Raw genomic sequence first — 18,002 nt, 5'->3', positions numbered from 1 at the left:
TCTATGTTATAATAGGCGAGATGGGAGAGATAAAGATGATAGAAATACTTACAAAAGATGATGTAGAAGAACTAAATGGCGAAAAAAATGATCAATATTACATTCCTGGTGAATTATTTAATGGGATGCAGTATAACCTTATAAGACTAGAAGTCAAATGGGCTTATGTGGCTGTATTAAATACATTATTGAATAAACCACACTATGATCAGGATAATAATGCCTATGTAAAAGATGATTCTCCTGCAATTATTGAGATGTTAGTTAAGATTGCGAATAAGAAAGTCAATGCTGCAAAGATTGAAGGCTATCTTGATGAAATGGATGAATTAGAACTCGTAAGACGTGATGGAAGAAACGTTTACGTTAGAAAAATTGTTTCAATTTTTTAGAGAAAGGTTCCTTTCTCTTTTTTAATAGTTAAGGGGGAGTATATATGTATCAGTTATTAATAAAAACATTTGTACGTGATTATAAGAATACTGAAAATGCACATGTAAGAGAACAATATGGAACAGTCTGTTCTATTATCTCTATAGTATGTAATATTATACTTGTAATATTTAAACTTATTTTTGGAACATTAGTTCACTCTGTTTCTATTGTTGCAGATGGTTACAACAACTTATCTGATGCAGGAAGTAACATTGCGACATTTTTTGGATTTAAGCTTGCTAATAAGCATCCTGATGCAGAACATCCATATGGTCATGGACGTTTTGAATATATTACAGGTTTAGGTATATCTTTTTTAATTATTTTAGTTGGTTTAATGAGTTTAAAGGATGCAGTCTTAAAAATCTTTAATCCAGAAGCAGTCAAGTTCAGTGTTCCTGCACTTATTGCTTTGATATTCTCAGTATTCGTTAAGATATGGATGGGTTACTTTAATCGTAAAGCAGGTAAAGAAATTAACTCAACCGCATTAGAAGCAGCAGCCCAGGATAGTATAAATGATGTCATGGCAACTTCTGCCACTATTGTGGCTCTAGTAGCTTCTTTAGTTACTGATCTACCAGTGGATAGTCTCATTGGTGCGGCAGTCTCTGTTGTTGTTGTCATTTCTGGTATATCTATCGCAAAATCAACCATTGATCCACTTCTTGGTATTAAACCAGATCCAGAAACAATTAAAGAAATAGAAGACTATTTGATGAGTTATGACTGTGTTATGGGTATTCATGATTTAATGATGCATGACTATGGCCCAGGACGTCGTTATTTAACTGTTCATTGTGAAGTAGATGCTTCTATTGATATGATGACAACGCATGATGAAATAGATAATATTGAACGTGCAATGATGGAGAAATTTCATATCCTTACTACAATTCATATGGATCCTATTGACATCCATGATACACTCACAAATGAATTAAGAGATAAAGTGACTCGCATTGTAGAATCTATCGATTCATCACTTTCTATCCATGACTTTAGAATAGTGAGAGGTCCTACACATACTAATCTTGTCTTTGATGTATTAATGAAGGATGATAAGTATAGTAAGAAGGAACTTAATAAATTAATTACTTCTAAGGTTAAAGAAATGAATACAACATACTATTGTGTGATTAATTTCGAATATTCATTTGTCTAGAAGTGTACAACTATAGTAAGAAATGTTAAAATCTTAATAGATAACTATCAATAATTTCATATATATATTCGAGGTGATTTAAGTGAAAAAAGCAAGTAAGATTATTACAGGATTTAACAAAGGGGAATACAAAGCACTCATCAAGGATCTTTATACAGAAGATGCCAGACTTACAAAGCAGAAGAATCGTTATGTCACTGCTTTAAAAAAATTCATTGAATTATATGGTGATGAAGAAGTAGAAATCTATAGTGCACCAGGACGTAGTGAAATCTGTGGTATGCATACAGATCATCAGCATGGTAAGATGCTTGCATGTGCTGTTAACCGTGATATTATTGCGGTTGTTACACCTACAGATGACAACGTTGTAAGACTTGTGTCTGAAGGATTCCCAGATATTCGTCCTATTACAATTAGTAAAACAGGATTAAGGTTAGCCTTTGATGAACAGGGTACAACTGAATCTTTAATTAAAGGCATTGTGTCTCAGTTCCAGAAACTAGGTTATGAAGTAGGCGGTTTTAAAGCTTATATTACAAGTGAAGTACCACTTTATTCAGGTATGTCATCAAGTGCTGCAATAGAAGTTCTTCTTGCCACTATTCTTAATGGTTTATACAATAGTGGTTCAATTAGCTCATTAATTATTGCACAGATTGCACAGTATGCTGAAAATATCTATTTTGGTAAGCCATGTGGATTAATGGACCAGGCAGCTTGTGCGATTGGTGGCTTAATTAAGATTGATTTCAAGGATCCTAAGAAACCACTTATTAAGAAACAGACAATCAAGTTTGAACAGTTCAATCATTCTTTATGTATTGTAGATACTAAAGATGTACCAGCTAACTTAACGAAAGAATATCGTGCTATCATTGAAGAAATGAGATCAGTAGCCAAATATTTTGGTAAAGAATTCTTAAGAGAAGTAGATGAAAATGAATTCTATGATCATATCATTCCAATGCGTAAAGTATGTTCAGATAGAGCCATTTTACGTGCTATGCATTTCTATAGTGAAGAAAAGCGTGTAAATAAGGAATTAAAGGCATTAAGAGATGGTAACTTTACTGAATTCAAGATTCAAATCAGACGTTCAGGTAATAGTTCATTTGAATATTTACAGAATGTTTATTCTTCAAAAGATCCTTCTCATCAGAATATTTCTCTCGCAATTTGTATGAGTGAAAAGATTCTTAAAGATAAGGGTGTAGTAAGAGTACATGGTCCTGGTTTTGAAGGTACTATCCAGGTATTTGTTGAAAATGATTATGCAAGAAAGTATAAGAATGAAATAGAAAAGTATATGGGTAAACATTGTTGCTATGTGACTCATATCAGACAGCAGGGCGCTATGAAAGTCATCTAAACGATGACTTTTTTTGTAATAGTTTTTACATCATAAGGCTTTAGATTTAACATAAAAAATGATAAAATGGCAAAGGACTTTTATGTATACAAGGAGGGTGAATAACATGGATAAGATGACAAAAGAACATCTTACGAGTCTCTTAATAAATGGGACTTCAGAACAGATTCAGGAAGCGATAGATGATATTCACCCCGCGGATATTCTTGATGTATTACAGGATCATCATAGTCAGTTAAATAATATTCTTTCTAAACTCCCAAATGATATTATTGCGGATGTTATTGAGGAAGAAGAGGATGAGGATGAACAGTATGAAATCCTTAAAACATTCCTAAAAGATCGTCAGAGCGCTATCTTAGATGAGATGAGTGATGATGAATTAGCCGATTTGATTGGTGAACTAGATGATCCAGAAGAACGTGCAGATGTATTATCTAAATTAGACATAGAGGATAAGACACATATTGAGAGCCTGTTGAAATATGATCCAAGCACTGCTGGTGGTATTATGACAACAGAGTTTATCTCTATTAAAGCCAATAATACAGTATTAAAGACTTTAGAATATTTACAGACTCAGGTTGAAGAAGATACAACGTATTATTTATATGTTTTAGATAAAAAGAAGGTATTGAAAGGTGTTATTTCATTAAGAGATATTGTCTCTTCTCCTTTCGATACACCAATCATGGATATTGTGAATCCTAATGTAAAGACAGTGGATGTTAATATGGACCAGGAAGAAGTGGCTAAGAAGTTTATGAAATATGGCTTCTATATGATGCCAGTTGTTGATTCAGAGTATCGTATGCTTGGTGTGATTGAAATTGATGATGTTATGGATGTCATGGAAGAAGAAACAACAGAAGATATCAACTTAATGGCTGGTATGAGTGGTGAAGAACGTGTAGATTCTACAGTATTAGAATCTGCAAAGAGCCGTATTCCTTGGCTTATTGTCAACTTATTTACAGCAGTTATGGCTGCTGCAGTTGTCGCAAACTTTGAGTCTACAATCGCCAAGGTTGTCTCTTTATCTTCAGTTATGTCCATTGTAACTGGAATGGGTGGTAATGCAGGGACACAGTCACTTACTATCTTATGTCGTGGTTTATCTCTTGGTGAAGTGGATAAAGACAATGCCTTCCAAATTTTCTGTAAAGAAATCACAGTTGGTTTATTATCAGGTATTGTGATTGGTATTATTGTGGCTATTGGTGCCTGGTGGTTTGCTAGTAACCCATGGTTTGGTTTGGTCGCAGGTTTGGCTATGATCTTAAATATGCTTGCGGCTAATATTGCAGGTTATTTAGTACCAGTTATCTTAAAACGTTTAAATATTGATCCAGCACTTGCATCAGGCGTATTTGTCACAACTGTGACAGACTGTATGGGCTTTTTCTTCTTTTTAGGTCTTGCCACATTATTCCTTCCTTTGTTAATATAAGAGATGGAGGATATGATTATGGAACATTTTACTTATAAAACTAAAGGAACTTGTGCAACTGCTATTGATTTTGACTTAGAAGGTCATACAATTCATAACGTTGTATTTACTAGAGGATGTAATGGAAACTTAAAAGCCATTGGTAAACTTGTAGAAGGTAAAGAAGCAGAAGAAATCGTAGCTATTCTAGAAGGTAATACTTGTGGTATGAAAAATACATCTTGTGCAGATCAGTTTGCACATGCATTAAAAGAAGCAATCAAATAATTAAAAAGGCAGAGAAATCTGCCTTTTAGTGTGCACAATAATCACCTAGAATGACTGCACTTAGTCCAAGTACTATACTTAAGACTATATAAATCATTGCAAGAGTTGTATTGCCATTCTTATGTAAAGTAATAGATTCTAACGCAAATGTAGAGAAGGTAGTAAAACCCCCACATAATCCTGTTTTAAGTAATAGAACTAAGTGAGGATTCATAGACTTCTTTAAAGCTATAGTGCTAATAAAACCTATTAAAAATGCACCAAGAATATTAATAAATAGAGTCAGTAATGGGAATCCATGTGTAGTCTTTAAAGGAATCAAACCGACTAAATAACGAAGTACTGAACCAATAAAACCACCCATACCGACATATAAACATGCTGTCATATATTTTCCTCCTTTTTCATGTATTATAAAATAGATGGAAGAGAGAATCAAAGGTGTTATAATACAAAAAAGAGGTGGTATTATGTTGAAAATTACTTATATAGCGCATAGCAGTTTCTTTATAGAAACAGATCGTACATGCTTGTTATTTGATTATTATACAGGAACTATTCCAAAAGTGCCTGTTGGTAAGAAACTTTATGTTTTTGCAAGTCATAGACATGGTGATCATTATTCTAAGAAGATTTTTGATTTAAAGAATGAATACAAAGATGTTCATTATTTACTATCAAGTGATATAGAGAAAATAGAAGATGATTCTATCTCTTATTTAAAGGATAATATTGTTTATTTTGATTCTAATATAGAAGTGAGTACTTATTTATCAAATGATGAAGGTATTGCGTTTATGGTACAAGTAGATGGTTATACTCTTTATCATGCTGGAGATCTCAATAACTGGGATTGGGTTGGGGAAGATAAAGAATGGCTTGATTGGCAGAAGAACCTTTATCATACAGAATTAGAAAAGATGGAGGACTTTGATATAGATGTAGCCTTTATTCCTTTAGATCCTCGTCTAGAAGATAATTATCATGAAGGTATTACAGACTTCTTAAAAGTATGTCATACGCGTTACATTGTCCCAATGCATTGCTGGAATAAATATGATGTCATTGAAAGATTTATAGAAGAACAGGGTCATAAAGATCAGGTTCTCTCATTTACACAAGAAGGAGAAGTTATGGATGTCAAAATATAAAATACTTTGGGTTATTCCCCTCTTTTTTATAATTTCTATATGTGGTGTTCTCTATTTTCAGAAAAATATACCAAATGAGATGTCTCGCTTCGAGATTGCCTATATTAATAATCATTTGATTATTCCTGATAGCCAGGAAATCATTGAAAAAGGTTATCCTAAAAATAAATCAGGGCAGACTTATGGTCCTGATTTATCAGACTATGTAGGTAGTGTTCCTGATCTCATTCTTGCAGAAAGTGAAGATGGGATTAAAGGTTATTTAAAGAAGACAGACAAGGATTCTATTACATCATCATCACGTACATTACCGCTCTATTTACAGGATGGTCAGACAAAGATTGCAGAACTCACACTCAAAACAAAATAATTTCCCAGGAAAAGGAGGAAAATCATGACACTCAATCAATTACGTTATGTCGTCATGGTGGCACAAACAGGAAGCATTACTCAGGCGGCTAAAAGACTATTTATCTCACAGCCTTCTCTTACAAATGCGATTAAAGAATTAGAAAGCGAAATGCATATCACAATCTTTAGACGTACCAATAAAGGTGTTATTGTATCTAGAGAAGGAGAAACATTCTTAAGTTATGCTAGACAGGTATTAGATCAAGCTGATCTACTTGAAGAACGCTATATGAATGATAAACATCAAAGTCCTCATTTTAGTGTATCCTGCCAGCATTATTCCTTTGCAGTTAATGCATTTGTAGATGTTATTAGACAGTTTGGTGTTAACCAATATGATTTTACATTAAGAGAAACAGAAACACATGAAATTATCGAAGATGTTTCTACTATGAAAAGTGAAATAGGTGTTCTTTATACATGCCCTAAGAATGAAGAAGTCATCATGAAGATGATCAGACAGAATAACTTAGAATTTAAAGAACTATTTATCGCAAAACCTCATGTCTTTATTTCTTACCATCATCCTCTTGCTTATAAGAAGACATTAACTCTTAAAGACTTAGAAGATTACCCCTATCTTTCTTTTGAACAGGGAGAATATAATTCTTTCTATTTCTCAGAAGAAGTATTAAGTACATTGGATAGAAAGAGAAACATTAAGGTAAGAGACCGTGCGACACTCTTTAACTTGTTGATAGGTTTAAATGGTTATACAGTATCTACTGGTATTATCTCTAAAGAATTGAATGGGGAAACAATTATTTCTGTTCCTTTATTAGTGGATGAAATTATGAAAGTAGGCACTATTACACAAAAGAATATGATACTTTCACGTTATGGAGAAGCTTATATGGAGGCACTAAAAAAGCATATATAATGATAATCTCTTGATTTTACCACTTAAATATTACTAGTGATATTCTTGCTTTTTGTGATTTTTGGTGTAAAATACTACCAACATCACAAGCGTGATGTTGAAGGAGGTAAGACTCATGTTGAAACGTTATTTAGAGAAGCTGATCTCTTTTGGCTGTAGTCTTCAGGATGTCCCTCGCGTAGATGTTGTTTATGAAATGCCAGAAGGTCAGAACTATCATTTAGTGAAATATATATCAGGAAAGCAAGGATGCTTATATGTTGATATCGATGCTTTCAAGAAGGAAAATCAAAAATCCTTATTTGCGTTATTTACAGAATTAAGACGTTATTATCAGGATTATACAAATATGAAACAACCCCATGATCTTGAATATGTTATCGATGCCAATGCCTTTGCGGTTATGGTCATGAAGGTCTACTTTGGTGTAGATTCTCCAGTTAATCATGATCTACCAATGACAAGAGTGATGCTTGCATCCCATCGTCTCTCACAACAATTAAATATCAAGTAAAAAGAGTGGCCGTGGCCACTCTTTTCTTAAGGATTGTAAGGATATGTTTTTTGTTACTAGTTAGTAGTAACTAACTAGATATTATCATACATATAGGGTAAATGCAATAAATATATTAAATTAATTTTTCTTGGTCATTTTACTTGTTTAACAACTATAGTTATGCTAGACTAACTATAGTTAGAGAAGTCTAACTTGGAGGTAAACAATGAATAAATATCTAATTGAGAAAGTATATGGACGTGAAATTATTGATTCTCGTGGGAATCCTACAGTAGAAGCAGAAGTGACTCTTGCGGATGGTACAGTAGGACGTGCTGCAAGTCCTAGTGGTGCTTCTACAGGTGAATTTGAAGCATTAGAACTAAGAGATAACAATCCTAAGAAGTTTGGTGGTAAAGGTGTTTCTAAGGCAGTCGAACATGTGAACAATGAAATTGCGAAAGCAGTCATTGGTGCAGATGCAAGAGATACATATCATGTTGATAAACTAATGATTGAAGCAGATGGTACAGAAGATAAATCTAACTTTGGTGCCAATGCGATTCTAGCTGTTTCTTTAGCGGCTGCTCAGGCTGCTGCTAAGAGTGAAGGTATTTCTTTATACCGTTTCATTGGTGGTGTGAATGCGAATAAGCTTCCTGTCCCAATGATGAATATCTTAAATGGTGGTGCTCATGCCACAAATACTGTGGACGTACAGGAATTCATGATCATGCCAGTAGGTGCTGATAGCTTTAAGGATGCATTAAGAATGGCGACTGAAGTATTCCATGCGTTACAGTCATTATTAAAATCTAAGGGACTCGCTACTTCAGTAGGTGATGAAGGTGGATTTGCGCCAGACTTATCAACTGATGAAGAAACAATCGAAACTATTCTAGAAGCAGTTAAGAATGCAGGTTATGAACCAGGTAAAGATTTTGTACTTGCGATTGATGCTGCATCAAGTGAATGGAAGACTGATAAGAAAGGCTTCTATAAATTACCTAAGTCAGGTAAGACTTATACATCTGCAGAGTTAATTGCACATTGGAAGTCTTTAGTTGAAAAGTATCCAATCTATTCATTAGAAGATGGTTTAGATGAAGAAGACTGGGAAGGCTGGACACTTATGACTCAGGAATTAGGAGATAAAGTGCAGCTTGTAGGTGACGATTTATTCGTTACTAATACTAAACGTTTATCTAAGGGTATTGAATTAAAAGCAGGTAATTCTATCCTTATTAAGTTAAACCAGATTGGTACTCTATCTGAAACATTAGAAGCTATTAAGATGGCTCATAACGCAAACATGACAGCCATCGTATCTCATCGTTCTGGTGAAACAGAAGATACAACTATTGCGGATTTAGCTGTTGCACTCAATGCAGGTCAGATCAAAACGGGTGCACCAAGTAGAACTGAAAGAGTAGCTAAATACAATCAGTTACTTCGTATTGAAGAAGCTTTAGGTGATAGTGCAGTTTATCCAGGTATTAAGACATTCAAGTTCAATAAGTAAGGCAGAGAAATCTGCCTTTTTTACTTCTCTTTTAATTTGTTTGTGTTATGATATATGAACATATTTTCGGGGGAAACATTATGAAACATTTTAAAAGAGGAGTGCTTCTCACTTTAATTGGTGGGACATGCTGGGGATTTTCAGGTGCAAGCGGACAGTTCTTATTTACTCATTATCAAGCCAATCCTATGTGGCTCACATCTATGCGTATGTGTTTTGCGGGATTATTGATTACACTATTTGGTGCATTGACACAAAAAGAAGCGATGAAACGTTTAGTAAGTCAAGAGAAAGACCTACTTAAAACATTTGGTTTTGGTTTTGTCTTAATGTTGTGTCAGTTTACTTATTTACAGGCTATTAATACATCTAATGCGGGAACGGCTACAGTATTGCAGTATCTTTCACCAATTTATATCATGATCTTCGTTTGTCTTACATCAAAGAGATTACCAAATAAGATTGAAGCATTATGTATTGTCTTAGCCTTAGGTGGTGCCTTTGTGATTGCGACACATGGTCGTTTAAATGGCTTAGCACTTACTCCAACAGGATTATTCTGGGGAATATTCTGTGGTTTTACAGCTGCTGCATATTCTATCTATCCTAAGCGTCTGATGGCAGTTTATGGCAGCGTTCCAGTCACAGGTATTGGAATGTTATTTGGTGGTATTGTGCTATTATGTGCAGGTAAGACATGGACTCTTGTACCTGCATTAGACTTAGCTGGAGTACTTGCGACAATAGGTATTATAGTCATTGGTACAGCAGTTGCCTTTACATTGTATTTACAGGGAGTTGTAGATATTGGACCAGTCAAAGCAAGTATGATTGCAAGTATTGAACCTGTTTCAGCTACATTATTTGCCTTTGTATGGTTATCTACACCATTTAAGGGTATTGATCTTGTTGGTTTTGCGATGATTCTTGTGACAATCTTCTTATTAGCTCTTCCTAGTAATCAAGTATCAAATTCATAACTATTACATATATTTTGTAATATAATAATATTAGGGAGTGGTTATTATGAAGAAGTTAAAGAAGGGAATTCCATTTCTCATTTATATGATGATTTGGTCTTTGTATATATTATTTGCCTGGTCAAGAACACATCCAGGACAGATTATTGAAGTGTCATTATTTATATTATATTTAGTATTGCCTGCATCCGCTTTTATTATATCAGTGCTCTATGGTCAATCAGATCATCGTGCTATTTACTTACTTACATTATTCTTTGGTATGATGGAGCTGCTTGGCTGTTATCTTAGCTTTATTCGTGTCTCATTAACTGATATAGAAAAGATTCTTGCACCAAGTTCAGAAATAGTATTATATGGTGTACTTCCATCATTACTTGGAATCATGATTGGACAATATATAAACAAAAAGAACCGCTACAACATGTAGCGGTTCTTTCTTATAGTTCTTTATCGTTAAGAATAGAGATTGTACTTCTATATGAGATGATTAAGACAATGAGTACAATGAAGGCATATATTCCAATAAGTAGGAATGCTGAAATTTGACTCATCAACATGCCAACTGATGTGGCACCACTTGCGACTGCAAGAAATAAAACAAGCATCAACATTAAGACAATAATAGTTGCCTTTTCACGACCATATTTCATCATTACAGGAATCGTGATAGAAATATATATTAAAGCAGAAAAGAGCATGGCAAGCTGGACAATCACTGTTTCTAAGTTAATATGAGTTGCGGAACTTATAAGGAATGCAATCAGCCATGATATGAATGTGACAGTGAATGCATAGATATATTTCTCTATACAGTATTCTTTCTTACTGAAAGGCAAGGCAAAGAGATAAGTCATCTCATTGTGATACATATCATAAGAAAATGAATTGAAGACAAGTCCTGTTCCCATAAATGTAAGATAACTAGAAATATACGCAAATCCAGAATTTGCATAAGCCATAATTAAACAGATCACAACAATCGTTACAACATACTTTATTTGAGACTTGAGCAATAATAAATCTTTTTTGAGTAGTCCTTTCATAAGCGTTCACCTTTCAATAGAATAGGAATCATTGTATCAATATGATTCTGTTCAATCACAATAGTAGGATAGTTTTCACTATAGAACTGTCTAACATTAGTCAGACATGAATAACCAAATGGTTCTTTCATTACTTTCAGCAGATAATCTTTATCTAAGTTATCGTAATCTTCTTTAGATACCTTTAATACACCATATTGAGATAGAAGTGTATCCATTTCTTCATGCATGATGATCTGCCCATGATCAATTACATAAAGATCATCACATAATGATTCTAAATCACTCGATATATGAGAAGAAATAAGAATAGTACAATCTTCCTGTTCCATATAATCTCTTAGTATATCTAGAATTTCATCTCTAGTAAGAACATCAAGTCCTGCAGTTGGTTCATCTAAGATCAGTAACTGTGCATGATGTGTTAGGGCAATAATGATATTGAGTTTTGCTTTCATGCCTGTAGAGAATGTACGTGTTTTCTTATCTAAAGGAATATCAAAACGCTGACAATAAGATTGAAACAAATCTTCATCAAAACGTTTATAAGTACATTTCAGAATACTGATTATATCGGATACAGTAAAGAATTCACTGAATCCTGTTTCACTTAATACAACACCAATTTCCTGTTTATCAGGTATCTGTATGTTACCTTCATCAATAGGATTAATACCAAGAATACTCTTGAATAATGTGGTCTTACCAGCCCCATTCATTCCAATAATTCCAGTAATCATACCTTTAGGAATATCTAAACTGCATTCAAGAGTAAATGAGTCATAACTCTTTTTTAAATGATCAATGTGAATCATACATATCCTCCATAATAAGAGATAACATGTCCTGCATTTCTTGATAAGTAATGCCAGAACATTTCCCTTTTTCTATAGCACGAGATAATAGTTCTTCTGTTTCTTTTAAACAATTTTCTTTTACTTCATTTTGAGAAACCTCTAATACATAGCTTCCTTTTCCATGAACAGTTGTTGTATAGCCTTCTTTTTCTAAGAAATCATAGGCTTTCTTCACAGTTAAAGCACTGATTTTTAATTCTTTAGATAAAGCACGTACTGAAGGGAGTGCTTCATTAGGAGATAACTGATTAGAGAGTATTGCTTCTTTAATGGCTTCTACAATTTGTTCATATATAGGAATCATTGACGAATGATTAATGATAATATGCATATCTCTTCCTCCTATAAACAGTATATAACAGTATATAACACTGCGCAATACAAAATTCAAATTATGAAAATACTAAGCATAATCTTTCAATGTTTGATAGTATACTCTTGAAAACAAGGAGGACATAATAATGAGTTTTAGAAAAGACTTTTATTGGGGTGGCGCAACTGCAGCCAACCAGCTAGAAGGAGGATGGCAGGAAGGTGGAAAAGGTATTTCCTGTCCTGACGTATGTACCGGCGGAAGTGCAACAGTAAGTAAACGCATTACACCAGTATTAGAAGAAGGTACTTTTTATCCTTCACATGATGCGATTGATCATTATCATCGTTTTAAAGAAGATATCGCATTATTTGCAGAAATGGGATTCAAGATGTATCGTTTCTCAATTGCATGGACTAGAATTTTCCCTAATGGGGATGAAGAAACACCTAATGAAGCAGGTTTAAAGTTCTATGAAGAATTAATTGATGAATGTCGTAAATACAATATTGAACCATTAATTACTATTTCACATTATGAAGTACCATTTAACTTAACTAAGAAATGGAATGCCTGGGCAGATCGTCGTATGATTGACTGTTACTTAAACTTCTGTAAAGCAATTTTTACTAGATATAAAGGTAAAGTAAAATACTGGTTGACTTTCAATGAAATTAACTCAGTGACTACACCACTGGGTGGTTTCTTATCACAGGGTATTTTAAATGAAATCAAGACAATGAATTTCATGGAACAGGTAGATGTTCCTCAGAATCGTTTCCAGGGATTACATCATCAGTTTGTAGCAAGTGCACTGGCAGTTAAAATGGCTCATGAAATTGATCCAAATTATCAGGTGGGTTGTATGCAGATTATGGCAACTAGCTATGGGTTGACATGTGATCCTCATGATCAGATTGTGAACCAGGAAAAGAATCATTTAATGAACTGGTTCTGCTCAGATGTACAGTGCCGTGGTGCTTATCCAAACTATATTAAGAGATACTTTAAAGAAAATAATATCAACATCGTTATGGAAGAAGGCGATGAAGATATCTTAAAGGCTGGTCCAGTTGATTTCTATACATGTTCTTATTATATGTCTAATTGTCAGACAGCAGATAAGAGTAAAGAAGCAGGTTCAGGTAATATCTTAGGTGGTGTACCAAACCCATATCTTAAAGCTTCTGACTGGGGTTGGCAGATTGACCCAATTGGTTTAAGATATTCATTAAATGAAATCTGGGATCGTTATCAGAAACCAATCTTTGTCGTAGAAAATGGCTTAGGTGCTTATGATAAGATTGATGAGGATGGTAAAGTGCGTGATGACTATCGTATCGATTACTTAAGAAGCCATATTGAACAGATGCATGAAGCTGTATTAGATGGTGTTGATTTAAGAGGTTATACTCCTTGGGGATGTATTGACTTAGTATCAGCTTCTACTGGTGAAATGGCTAAACGTTATGGTTTCATCTTTGTAGAAAGATATGATGATGGAACAGGTGACTTCTCTAGACGTAGAAAAGAATCATTCTACTGGTATCAGAAAGTCATCAAAACAAATGGGGAAGATTTAAAATAATATGAAAAAGAAGGACTATGGATTTTATAGTCCTTCTTTAATGTTTATGTCTTTTTTGTTTGACAGAATTACCTTCTTCAGGTCCTTTGAAATCTACTAAAGATCCTAAATCAAAGACCTTAAATCCAGCTTTGACTAATTTTCTTGCACCTTCATGTGCAGTGCCAGCTGCAAGGGCATAAACATAATATGTTGCAGTAGGATCAAGATCTCTTTTTGCATGCTGATCAATTAATCTTGCAGGATAACATTGTGCATCAACTGGATGTCTGACATCAAACTTTAAATCATCATCTACACATAGTAGAATAATATTCATATTATTTTGAAATTCTTCATAAGCATGATTAATTTCTAGTGTTTGTACTGCTTCTTTACGTTTAAAAAACATAGACTCACCTCACTTATACAATAATATCATTTTCTTATGCATTTTACTATTGCTTTTTAGAAATTGGTATGGTAATATAAACAAGCAGTCTAACTTAGGGGCTTGGTCCAATGGTAGAACATCGGTCTCCAAAACCGTTGATACGGGTTCGATTCCTGTAGCCCCTGCCATCTGTAAACAACGAACATTAATTTGTTCGTTTTTTTTATTTAATTTTATGTTTATTTATTTAATACCCCTTTTATTGTGGTATAATATAGTTATGAAAGGGGTTACAATTTATGGCAAAAACTTTAGCATGTATCGTAACAGATCCAGTAGGCTTATATGCGACACCTGCAATGGATCTTATCGAAGTCGCAAAGACTTTCGACAGTGACTTTACCTTAACTTATTCAGGTAAAACTGTGAATCTTAAATCGATGATGGGTGTTCTTTCATTAGGTATTCCAACAAAGGCAAAGATTGTGATTACTGCCGATGGAGACGATGAAGAAACAGGTATTGAAGCAGTACATGAAAAAATGAAAGAATTAGGTATTATCGGATAAAGAATGCATGATGCATTCTTTTTCTTTTTTATGTATAATAGGCGTAAGGAGTTGATGGTATGAAACCGATGATGTGTTTTGATGTGGATGGTACCATTAGAGGTACGACAGATGAACATATAGTATATGATTCGACGATTCTTGCACTTAAGAAATTAAAGGAAGCAGGATATCCGATCGTTGTTTCAACAGGAAGAGGAAGAGACTCTTTCTTACGTACTGGTATACAGGATATTGCCGACTGGGATGGATTTGTATTTAATAACGGTCAGTTGATTACAGATGGGAAAGGCAATGTGATCAATGCCCATCATTTTAAGAATGAGGATGTTATTCGTACAATTGCGAAAGCAGATGAATTGAATCTTGCAGTAACTTTAAAAAAGGAACATCGTATTATCACAAAGGAACCAGATGAGTATGTCTTAGAGACACAGCGTTATTTTGGAAACCAGATTGGTCCTGTAGAAAAGTATAACGGGACAGATCTTGTAGATATGATGATTATCTATGGTCCTAAAGGGTGGGACTATAAACCATTTCTTGATTTAGAAGGTATTTCTGTATTGCCAGGTTTATCCTGCTTTGCGGATGTTGCCATTGCAGGTGTATCTAAAGCAACAGGTATTATGGAATTAGGAAAGGTATTAGGTAGTGATCATTATGTATGTTTTGGTGATTCACAGAATGATATAGAAATGATGAAGCATGCCTCAACATCAATTTGTATGGGCAATGGTGATGCAATGACTAAAGCGGAAGCAGATTATGTAACTGCAGATATTGATGATGATGGTATTTATAAAGCTTGTATTCATTTTGAATATATAAAGGAGTAGAGAAAAATGACATTAAAAGAAGCATATGAAACAGGTAGAGATTTAGATGTATATGTAGATAGTGAAATGGCTGATCAGGATTCACATAGTTTTGATGATTTATGGCAGTCTATTTATGATATTGTACAGGTAGCAGTAGGGGGAATCGTAGAAGAAGACCCTGAAGAATTAAAAAAAGCCATTGCATGGCTTAAGGAAACACAGGATAAAACAGAAGCCTATAAGACTTTAGATATCCCATTTGAGGTAGAGTAATGAAAGTAGTAGATATGCATTGTGATACACTTTATGAGATGGAAAAGAATCACCTCTCATTAAGTGAAAATAACTTAAATATTGATTTAAAAAAGATGGAAGAAGGAGATTATCTTTTACAGAACTTCGCAATCTTTACTGAACTAAAGAAAACAGCTGATCCAGTCGATCATGTGATGAAATGTATTGATTATTTCTATCAAGAAATGAGAAAGAATAAGGACAAAATCCAGCCAGTTACAACTTATGATGAAATCATGGAGAATACACATAATGGTATTATGAGTGCGCTGCTTACTATTGAAGAAGGGGCAGTTATTCATGAAGATTTGTCTTATTTAAGAAACTACTATCGTTTAGGTGTACGTATGGTGGCCTTAAGCTGGAACCATGTCAATGGACTCACATACCCTAACTTTGATATGAATGATGATACACATGGTTATCATACATATGATGATGTTCATGGTCTCACTGATGCAGGAAAAGCCTATATTAAAGAGATGGAAGATCTCGGTATGATTATTGATGTGTCTCATATGTCAGATAGATGTTTCTATGATGTGTTAGATATCGTCAAGAAGCCTTTTGTGGCATCTCATTCTAATGCACGTGCTGTATGTCCTCACGCTCGTAATATGAGTGATGATATGATTTTAAAACTTGCACATCGTGGTGGTGTTATGGGGCTTAACTATGCTGCAGGTTTCTTAGGTGAGAATGCGGAAAAGTCACGCATTGAGGATATGGTGAAGCATATTCTTTATATCAAGGACTTAGCAGGTATTGATTGTATTGGATTAGGTTCTGATTTTGATGGTATTTCACAAAATCTAGAAATGAAAAATGCGTCTTATTTACCTCAATTAGAAAAGGCATTGAGAGACGCAGGGTTGACAACTGAAGAAATTGAAAAAGTCTTTTATAAAAACGTATTACGCGTTTATAGAGAAGTCTTGAAATAGAAAAAATGACAGGCCGTATATGATGGGGAAGCCTGTCATTTTTCTTTTAATAACTTTTTGGGGGAGAAGTTATGTAGTCACTTGGGAGTATCCGTGAACTACGTATATCAATATAACGGAGAATTGTGAACGTAATATGAATACAGTTCATATTTATGTAAAATAGTACACATGTCTTTCTTTTTTTAATTCTGAAAGTATTATATAATAATATAGATAAATAACGTGAAGGAGAGAAAATATGAAAAATTTATTTTATCGCCTGATGATCTATCTAGATACAGCTAGTGAAACAGATACAAACTATTTTATAGCTTTATTTATGGCTAATAATTTCTATCGTATCCCCGATATGCGTATTAGTGAACTTGCAGAAGAGTGCTTTGTATCTCCTGCAACCATTTCACGTTTCTGTCGTGCTTTAGGATATGAAAACTTTGCGCATTTAAAACAAGAATGCAATAGTTTTCATTCTAATAATAAGAAATTCAATAATTTAATTAATATTGATTTGGAGTGTATGGCACATTCACCAGAAAAAGCAACAGAAGAATTCGCTCAGCAGATTATTGAATCTACTAAAGAAATTTCAAAAATCCTTGATTGGAAAATATTGGATGAAGTGCTTCATTTGATTCATGATCATGAAGAAGTGGCTTTCTTTGGAACGCAGTTCTCGACAAGTGCTGCAATATTACTACAGACGGATTTATTAATGTTGGAGAAGTTTACTATTGCATATATGGATTCAGAAAGACAGTTAGAATGTGCAAAACAGATGACTGAAGATTCAGTGGCGATTGTTATTTCGTTGAATGGTAATTTTGAACACGTGGGACATAAGGTCTTACAGTATCTTCATAAATCTAAATGTCATATTGTATGGATTACTTCTACTCATGAAGATAATCTAGGTATTCCTGTTGAATATAAGGTATTAGTCGGTGGCTCTCTTGAAAATAAGACAACGAAGCATGCACTTTTAACGGCTGTACAATTAATGAGTTTGCGTTACTATAGTTTATTCTGTCCGGATCTCAAGTCAATGAAGAAGAAATTGGTATAGGT

At 34.0% G+C, this 18,002-nt stretch carries 23 protein-coding genes and 1 tRNA gene; 19 read left to right on the top strand and 5 right to left on the bottom strand.

Annotated elements, in window-relative coordinates:
* Positions 1–35: 35 nt before the first annotated feature.
* From NQ499_RS10950 to NQ499_RS10930, 5 genes are all read left to right on the top strand, one after another.
* Positions 36–392 carry a hypothetical protein gene (locus NQ499_RS10950; RefSeq protein ID WP_040389978.1) on the top strand — a complete coding sequence of 119 codons (357 nt, stop codon included), beginning with the start codon at positions 36–38 and terminating at the stop codon, positions 390–392.
* Positions 393–436: 44 nt separating this feature from the next.
* A complete protein-coding gene (locus NQ499_RS10945) occupies positions 437–1,600 on the top strand; it encodes a cation diffusion facilitator family transporter (protein WP_006506054.1) in 1,164 nt (387 codons plus the stop codon).
* Between the two features lie 82 nt (positions 1,601–1,682).
* Positions 1,683–2,972 carry a galactokinase gene (locus NQ499_RS10940; RefSeq protein ID WP_006506055.1) on the top strand — a complete coding sequence of 430 codons (1,290 nt, stop codon included), beginning with the start codon at positions 1,683–1,685 and terminating at the stop codon, positions 2,970–2,972.
* A gap of 106 nt (positions 2,973–3,078) precedes the next feature.
* Complete coding sequence (mgtE, locus tag NQ499_RS10935) at positions 3,079–4,422, top strand: magnesium transporter (RefSeq protein ID WP_040389979.1); 1,344 nt, start codon at positions 3,079–3,081, stop codon at positions 4,420–4,422.
* Positions 4,423–4,440: 18 nt separating this feature from the next.
* Complete coding sequence (locus tag NQ499_RS10930) at positions 4,441–4,689, top strand: TIGR03905 family TSCPD domain-containing protein (RefSeq protein WP_040389980.1); 249 nt, start codon at positions 4,441–4,443, stop codon at positions 4,687–4,689.
* 25 nt (positions 4,690–4,714) lie between these two features.
* Here NQ499_RS10930 and crcB read toward each other — a convergent pair whose 3' ends face one another.
* Positions 4,715–5,077, bottom strand: a complete 363-nt coding sequence (gene crcB, locus NQ499_RS10925) for a fluoride efflux transporter CrcB (protein WP_006506058.1) — start codon at positions 5,075–5,077, stop codon at positions 4,715–4,717.
* A gap of 82 nt (positions 5,078–5,159) precedes the next feature.
* Here crcB and NQ499_RS10920 point away from each other — a divergent pair, with 82 nt between their 5' ends.
* The 7 genes from NQ499_RS10920 to NQ499_RS10890 all read left to right on the top strand — a co-directional run bounded on the left by NQ499_RS10920 (position 5,160) and on the right by NQ499_RS10890 (position 10,559).
* Complete coding sequence (locus NQ499_RS10920; RefSeq protein ID WP_040389981.1) at positions 5,160–5,840, top strand: MBL fold metallo-hydrolase; 681 nt, start codon at positions 5,160–5,162, stop codon at positions 5,838–5,840.
* Positions 5,827–6,210, top strand: coding sequence for a hypothetical protein (locus tag NQ499_RS10915; protein WP_006506060.1), 384 nt, complete (start codon positions 5,827–5,829; stop codon positions 6,208–6,210). The genes NQ499_RS10920 and NQ499_RS10915 overlap by 14 nt, the downstream gene beginning before the upstream one ends.
* A gap of 24 nt (positions 6,211–6,234) precedes the next feature.
* Positions 6,235–7,131, top strand: a complete 897-nt coding sequence (locus NQ499_RS10910; protein ID WP_006506061.1) for a LysR family transcriptional regulator — start codon at positions 6,235–6,237, stop codon at positions 7,129–7,131.
* Between the two features lie 115 nt (positions 7,132–7,246).
* A complete protein-coding gene (locus NQ499_RS10905; protein WP_040389982.1) occupies positions 7,247–7,645 on the top strand; it encodes a hypothetical protein in 399 nt (132 codons plus the stop codon).
* Between the two features lie 208 nt (positions 7,646–7,853).
* Entirely contained in the window at positions 7,854–9,149 is a 1,296-nt protein-coding gene (gene eno / locus NQ499_RS10900) for a phosphopyruvate hydratase (RefSeq protein WP_006506063.1), read from the top strand.
* 80 nt (positions 9,150–9,229) lie between these two features.
* On the top strand, positions 9,230–10,129 hold the full coding sequence (locus NQ499_RS10895) for a DMT family transporter (RefSeq protein WP_155812784.1): 900 nt from the start codon (positions 9,230–9,232) through the stop codon (positions 10,127–10,129).
* Between the two features lie 46 nt (positions 10,130–10,175).
* Positions 10,176–10,559, top strand: a complete 384-nt coding sequence (locus NQ499_RS10890) for a hypothetical protein (RefSeq protein ID WP_006506065.1) — start codon at positions 10,176–10,178, stop codon at positions 10,557–10,559.
* Positions 10,560–10,569: 10 nt separating this feature from the next.
* Here NQ499_RS10890 and NQ499_RS10885 read toward each other — a convergent pair whose 3' ends face one another.
* From NQ499_RS10885 to NQ499_RS10875, 3 genes are read right to left on the bottom strand one after another with little or no spacing between them, the layout of a single operon-like run.
* Positions 10,570–11,175 carry an ABC-2 transporter permease gene (locus NQ499_RS10885; protein ID WP_006506066.1) on the bottom strand — a complete coding sequence of 202 codons (606 nt, stop codon included), beginning with the start codon at positions 11,173–11,175 and terminating at the stop codon, positions 10,570–10,572.
* Positions 11,172–11,990, bottom strand: coding sequence for an ABC transporter ATP-binding protein (locus NQ499_RS10880; RefSeq protein WP_006506067.1), 819 nt, complete (start codon positions 11,988–11,990; stop codon positions 11,172–11,174). Before NQ499_RS10880 ends, NQ499_RS10885 begins: the two co-directional genes overlap by 4 nt.
* Complete coding sequence (locus NQ499_RS10875) at positions 11,977–12,363, bottom strand: GntR family transcriptional regulator (RefSeq protein ID WP_040389983.1); 387 nt, start codon at positions 12,361–12,363, stop codon at positions 11,977–11,979. Before NQ499_RS10875 ends, NQ499_RS10880 begins: the two co-directional genes overlap by 14 nt.
* A gap of 130 nt (positions 12,364–12,493) precedes the next feature.
* Between NQ499_RS10875 and NQ499_RS10870 the strand changes: the two genes are divergently transcribed.
* Entirely contained in the window at positions 12,494–13,933 is a 1,440-nt protein-coding gene (locus NQ499_RS10870; RefSeq protein WP_006506069.1) for a glycoside hydrolase family 1 protein, read from the top strand.
* Positions 13,934–13,970: 37 nt separating this feature from the next.
* Here the strand turns inward: NQ499_RS10870 and NQ499_RS10865 are convergent, their stop codons facing one another.
* Positions 13,971–14,324 (bottom strand): Rossmann-fold NAD(P)-binding domain-containing protein, encoded by a 354-nt coding sequence (locus NQ499_RS10865; protein WP_006506070.1) that lies wholly within the window; start codon positions 14,322–14,324, stop codon positions 13,971–13,973.
* A gap of 96 nt (positions 14,325–14,420) precedes the next feature.
* On the opposite strand from NQ499_RS10865, the gene NQ499_RS10860 reads away from it, so the two are divergent.
* The 6 genes from NQ499_RS10860 (at position 14,421) to NQ499_RS10835 (ending at position 18,000) form a co-directional block, all read left to right on the top strand.
* Positions 14,421–14,494: transfer RNA gene (locus NQ499_RS10860), tRNA-Trp, on the top strand.
* Between the two features lie 111 nt (positions 14,495–14,605).
* Complete coding sequence (locus NQ499_RS10855; protein WP_006506071.1) at positions 14,606–14,875, top strand: HPr family phosphocarrier protein; 270 nt, start codon at positions 14,606–14,608, stop codon at positions 14,873–14,875.
* 59 nt (positions 14,876–14,934) lie between these two features.
* Positions 14,935–15,714, top strand: a complete 780-nt coding sequence (locus NQ499_RS10850) for an HAD family hydrolase (RefSeq protein WP_006506072.1) — start codon at positions 14,935–14,937, stop codon at positions 15,712–15,714.
* 6 nt (positions 15,715–15,720) lie between these two features.
* Positions 15,721–15,969 carry a hypothetical protein gene (locus NQ499_RS10845; RefSeq protein ID WP_006506073.1) on the top strand — a complete coding sequence of 83 codons (249 nt, stop codon included), beginning with the start codon at positions 15,721–15,723 and terminating at the stop codon, positions 15,967–15,969.
* Positions 15,969–16,934 carry a dipeptidase gene (locus tag NQ499_RS10840; RefSeq protein ID WP_006506074.1) on the top strand — a complete coding sequence of 322 codons (966 nt, stop codon included), beginning with the start codon at positions 15,969–15,971 and terminating at the stop codon, positions 16,932–16,934. The genes NQ499_RS10845 and NQ499_RS10840 overlap by 1 nt, the downstream gene beginning before the upstream one ends.
* A gap of 241 nt (positions 16,935–17,175) precedes the next feature.
* On the top strand, positions 17,176–18,000 hold the full coding sequence (locus tag NQ499_RS10835; RefSeq protein ID WP_006506075.1) for a MurR/RpiR family transcriptional regulator: 825 nt from the start codon (positions 17,176–17,178) through the stop codon (positions 17,998–18,000).
* Positions 18,001–18,002 lie beyond the last annotated feature (2 nt).

The sequence above is a fragment of the Catenibacterium mitsuokai genome, assembly GCF_025148785.1.
Classification (GTDB): domain Bacteria; phylum Bacillota_I; class Bacilli_A; order Erysipelotrichales; family Coprobacillaceae; genus Catenibacterium; species Catenibacterium mitsuoka.
This window is presented reverse-complemented; position numbering and strand designations above follow the sequence as displayed.

Excerpts from the sequence above, each read along its gene's own strand:
- NQ499_RS10840 (WP_006506074.1), top strand. The coding sequence starts at position 15,969 with ATGAAAGTAGTAGATATGCATTGTGATACACTTTATGAGATGGAAAAG.
- NQ499_RS10875 (WP_040389983.1), bottom strand. The coding sequence starts at position 12,363 with ATGCATATTATCATTAATCATTCGTCAATGATTCCTATATATGAACAA.
- NQ499_RS10850 (WP_006506072.1), top strand. The coding sequence starts at position 14,935 with ATGAAACCGATGATGTGTTTTGATGTGGATGGTACCATTAGAGGTACG.
- NQ499_RS10915 (WP_006506060.1), top strand. The coding sequence starts at position 5,827 with ATGTCAAAATATAAAATACTTTGGGTTATTCCCCTCTTTTTTATAATT.
- NQ499_RS10930 (WP_040389980.1), top strand. The coding sequence starts at position 4,441 with ATGGAACATTTTACTTATAAAACTAAAGGAACTTGTGCAACTGCTATT.
- NQ499_RS10950 (WP_040389978.1), top strand. The coding sequence starts at position 36 with ATGATAGAAATACTTACAAAAGATGATGTAGAAGAACTAAATGGCGAA.
- NQ499_RS10910 (WP_006506061.1), top strand. The coding sequence starts at position 6,235 with ATGACACTCAATCAATTACGTTATGTCGTCATGGTGGCACAAACAGGA.
- NQ499_RS10870 (WP_006506069.1), top strand. The coding sequence starts at position 12,494 with ATGAGTTTTAGAAAAGACTTTTATTGGGGTGGCGCAACTGCAGCCAAC.
- NQ499_RS10885 (WP_006506066.1), bottom strand. The coding sequence starts at position 11,175 with ATGAAAGGACTACTCAAAAAAGATTTATTATTGCTCAAGTCTCAAATA.
- NQ499_RS10920 (WP_040389981.1), top strand. The coding sequence starts at position 5,160 with ATGTTGAAAATTACTTATATAGCGCATAGCAGTTTCTTTATAGAAACA.
- eno (WP_006506063.1), top strand. The coding sequence starts at position 7,854 with ATGAATAAATATCTAATTGAGAAAGTATATGGACGTGAAATTATTGAT.
- mgtE (WP_040389979.1), top strand. The coding sequence starts at position 3,079 with ATGGATAAGATGACAAAAGAACATCTTACGAGTCTCTTAATAAATGGG.
- NQ499_RS10945 (WP_006506054.1), top strand. The coding sequence starts at position 437 with ATGTATCAGTTATTAATAAAAACATTTGTACGTGATTATAAGAATACT.
- NQ499_RS10855 (WP_006506071.1), top strand. The coding sequence starts at position 14,606 with ATGGCAAAAACTTTAGCATGTATCGTAACAGATCCAGTAGGCTTATAT.
- NQ499_RS10905 (WP_040389982.1), top strand. The coding sequence starts at position 7,247 with ATGTTGAAACGTTATTTAGAGAAGCTGATCTCTTTTGGCTGTAGTCTT.
- NQ499_RS10845 (WP_006506073.1), top strand. The coding sequence starts at position 15,721 with ATGACATTAAAAGAAGCATATGAAACAGGTAGAGATTTAGATGTATAT.
- NQ499_RS10890 (WP_006506065.1), top strand. The coding sequence starts at position 10,176 with ATGAAGAAGTTAAAGAAGGGAATTCCATTTCTCATTTATATGATGATT.
- NQ499_RS10835 (WP_006506075.1), top strand. The coding sequence starts at position 17,176 with ATGAAAAATTTATTTTATCGCCTGATGATCTATCTAGATACAGCTAGT.
- crcB (WP_006506058.1), bottom strand. The coding sequence starts at position 5,077 with ATGACAGCATGTTTATATGTCGGTATGGGTGGTTTTATTGGTTCAGTA.
- NQ499_RS10880 (WP_006506067.1), bottom strand. The coding sequence starts at position 11,990 with ATGATTCACATTGATCATTTAAAAAAGAGTTATGACTCATTTACTCTT.
- NQ499_RS10865 (WP_006506070.1), bottom strand. The coding sequence starts at position 14,324 with ATGTTTTTTAAACGTAAAGAAGCAGTACAAACACTAGAAATTAATCAT.
- NQ499_RS10895 (WP_155812784.1), top strand. The coding sequence starts at position 9,230 with ATGAAACATTTTAAAAGAGGAGTGCTTCTCACTTTAATTGGTGGGACA.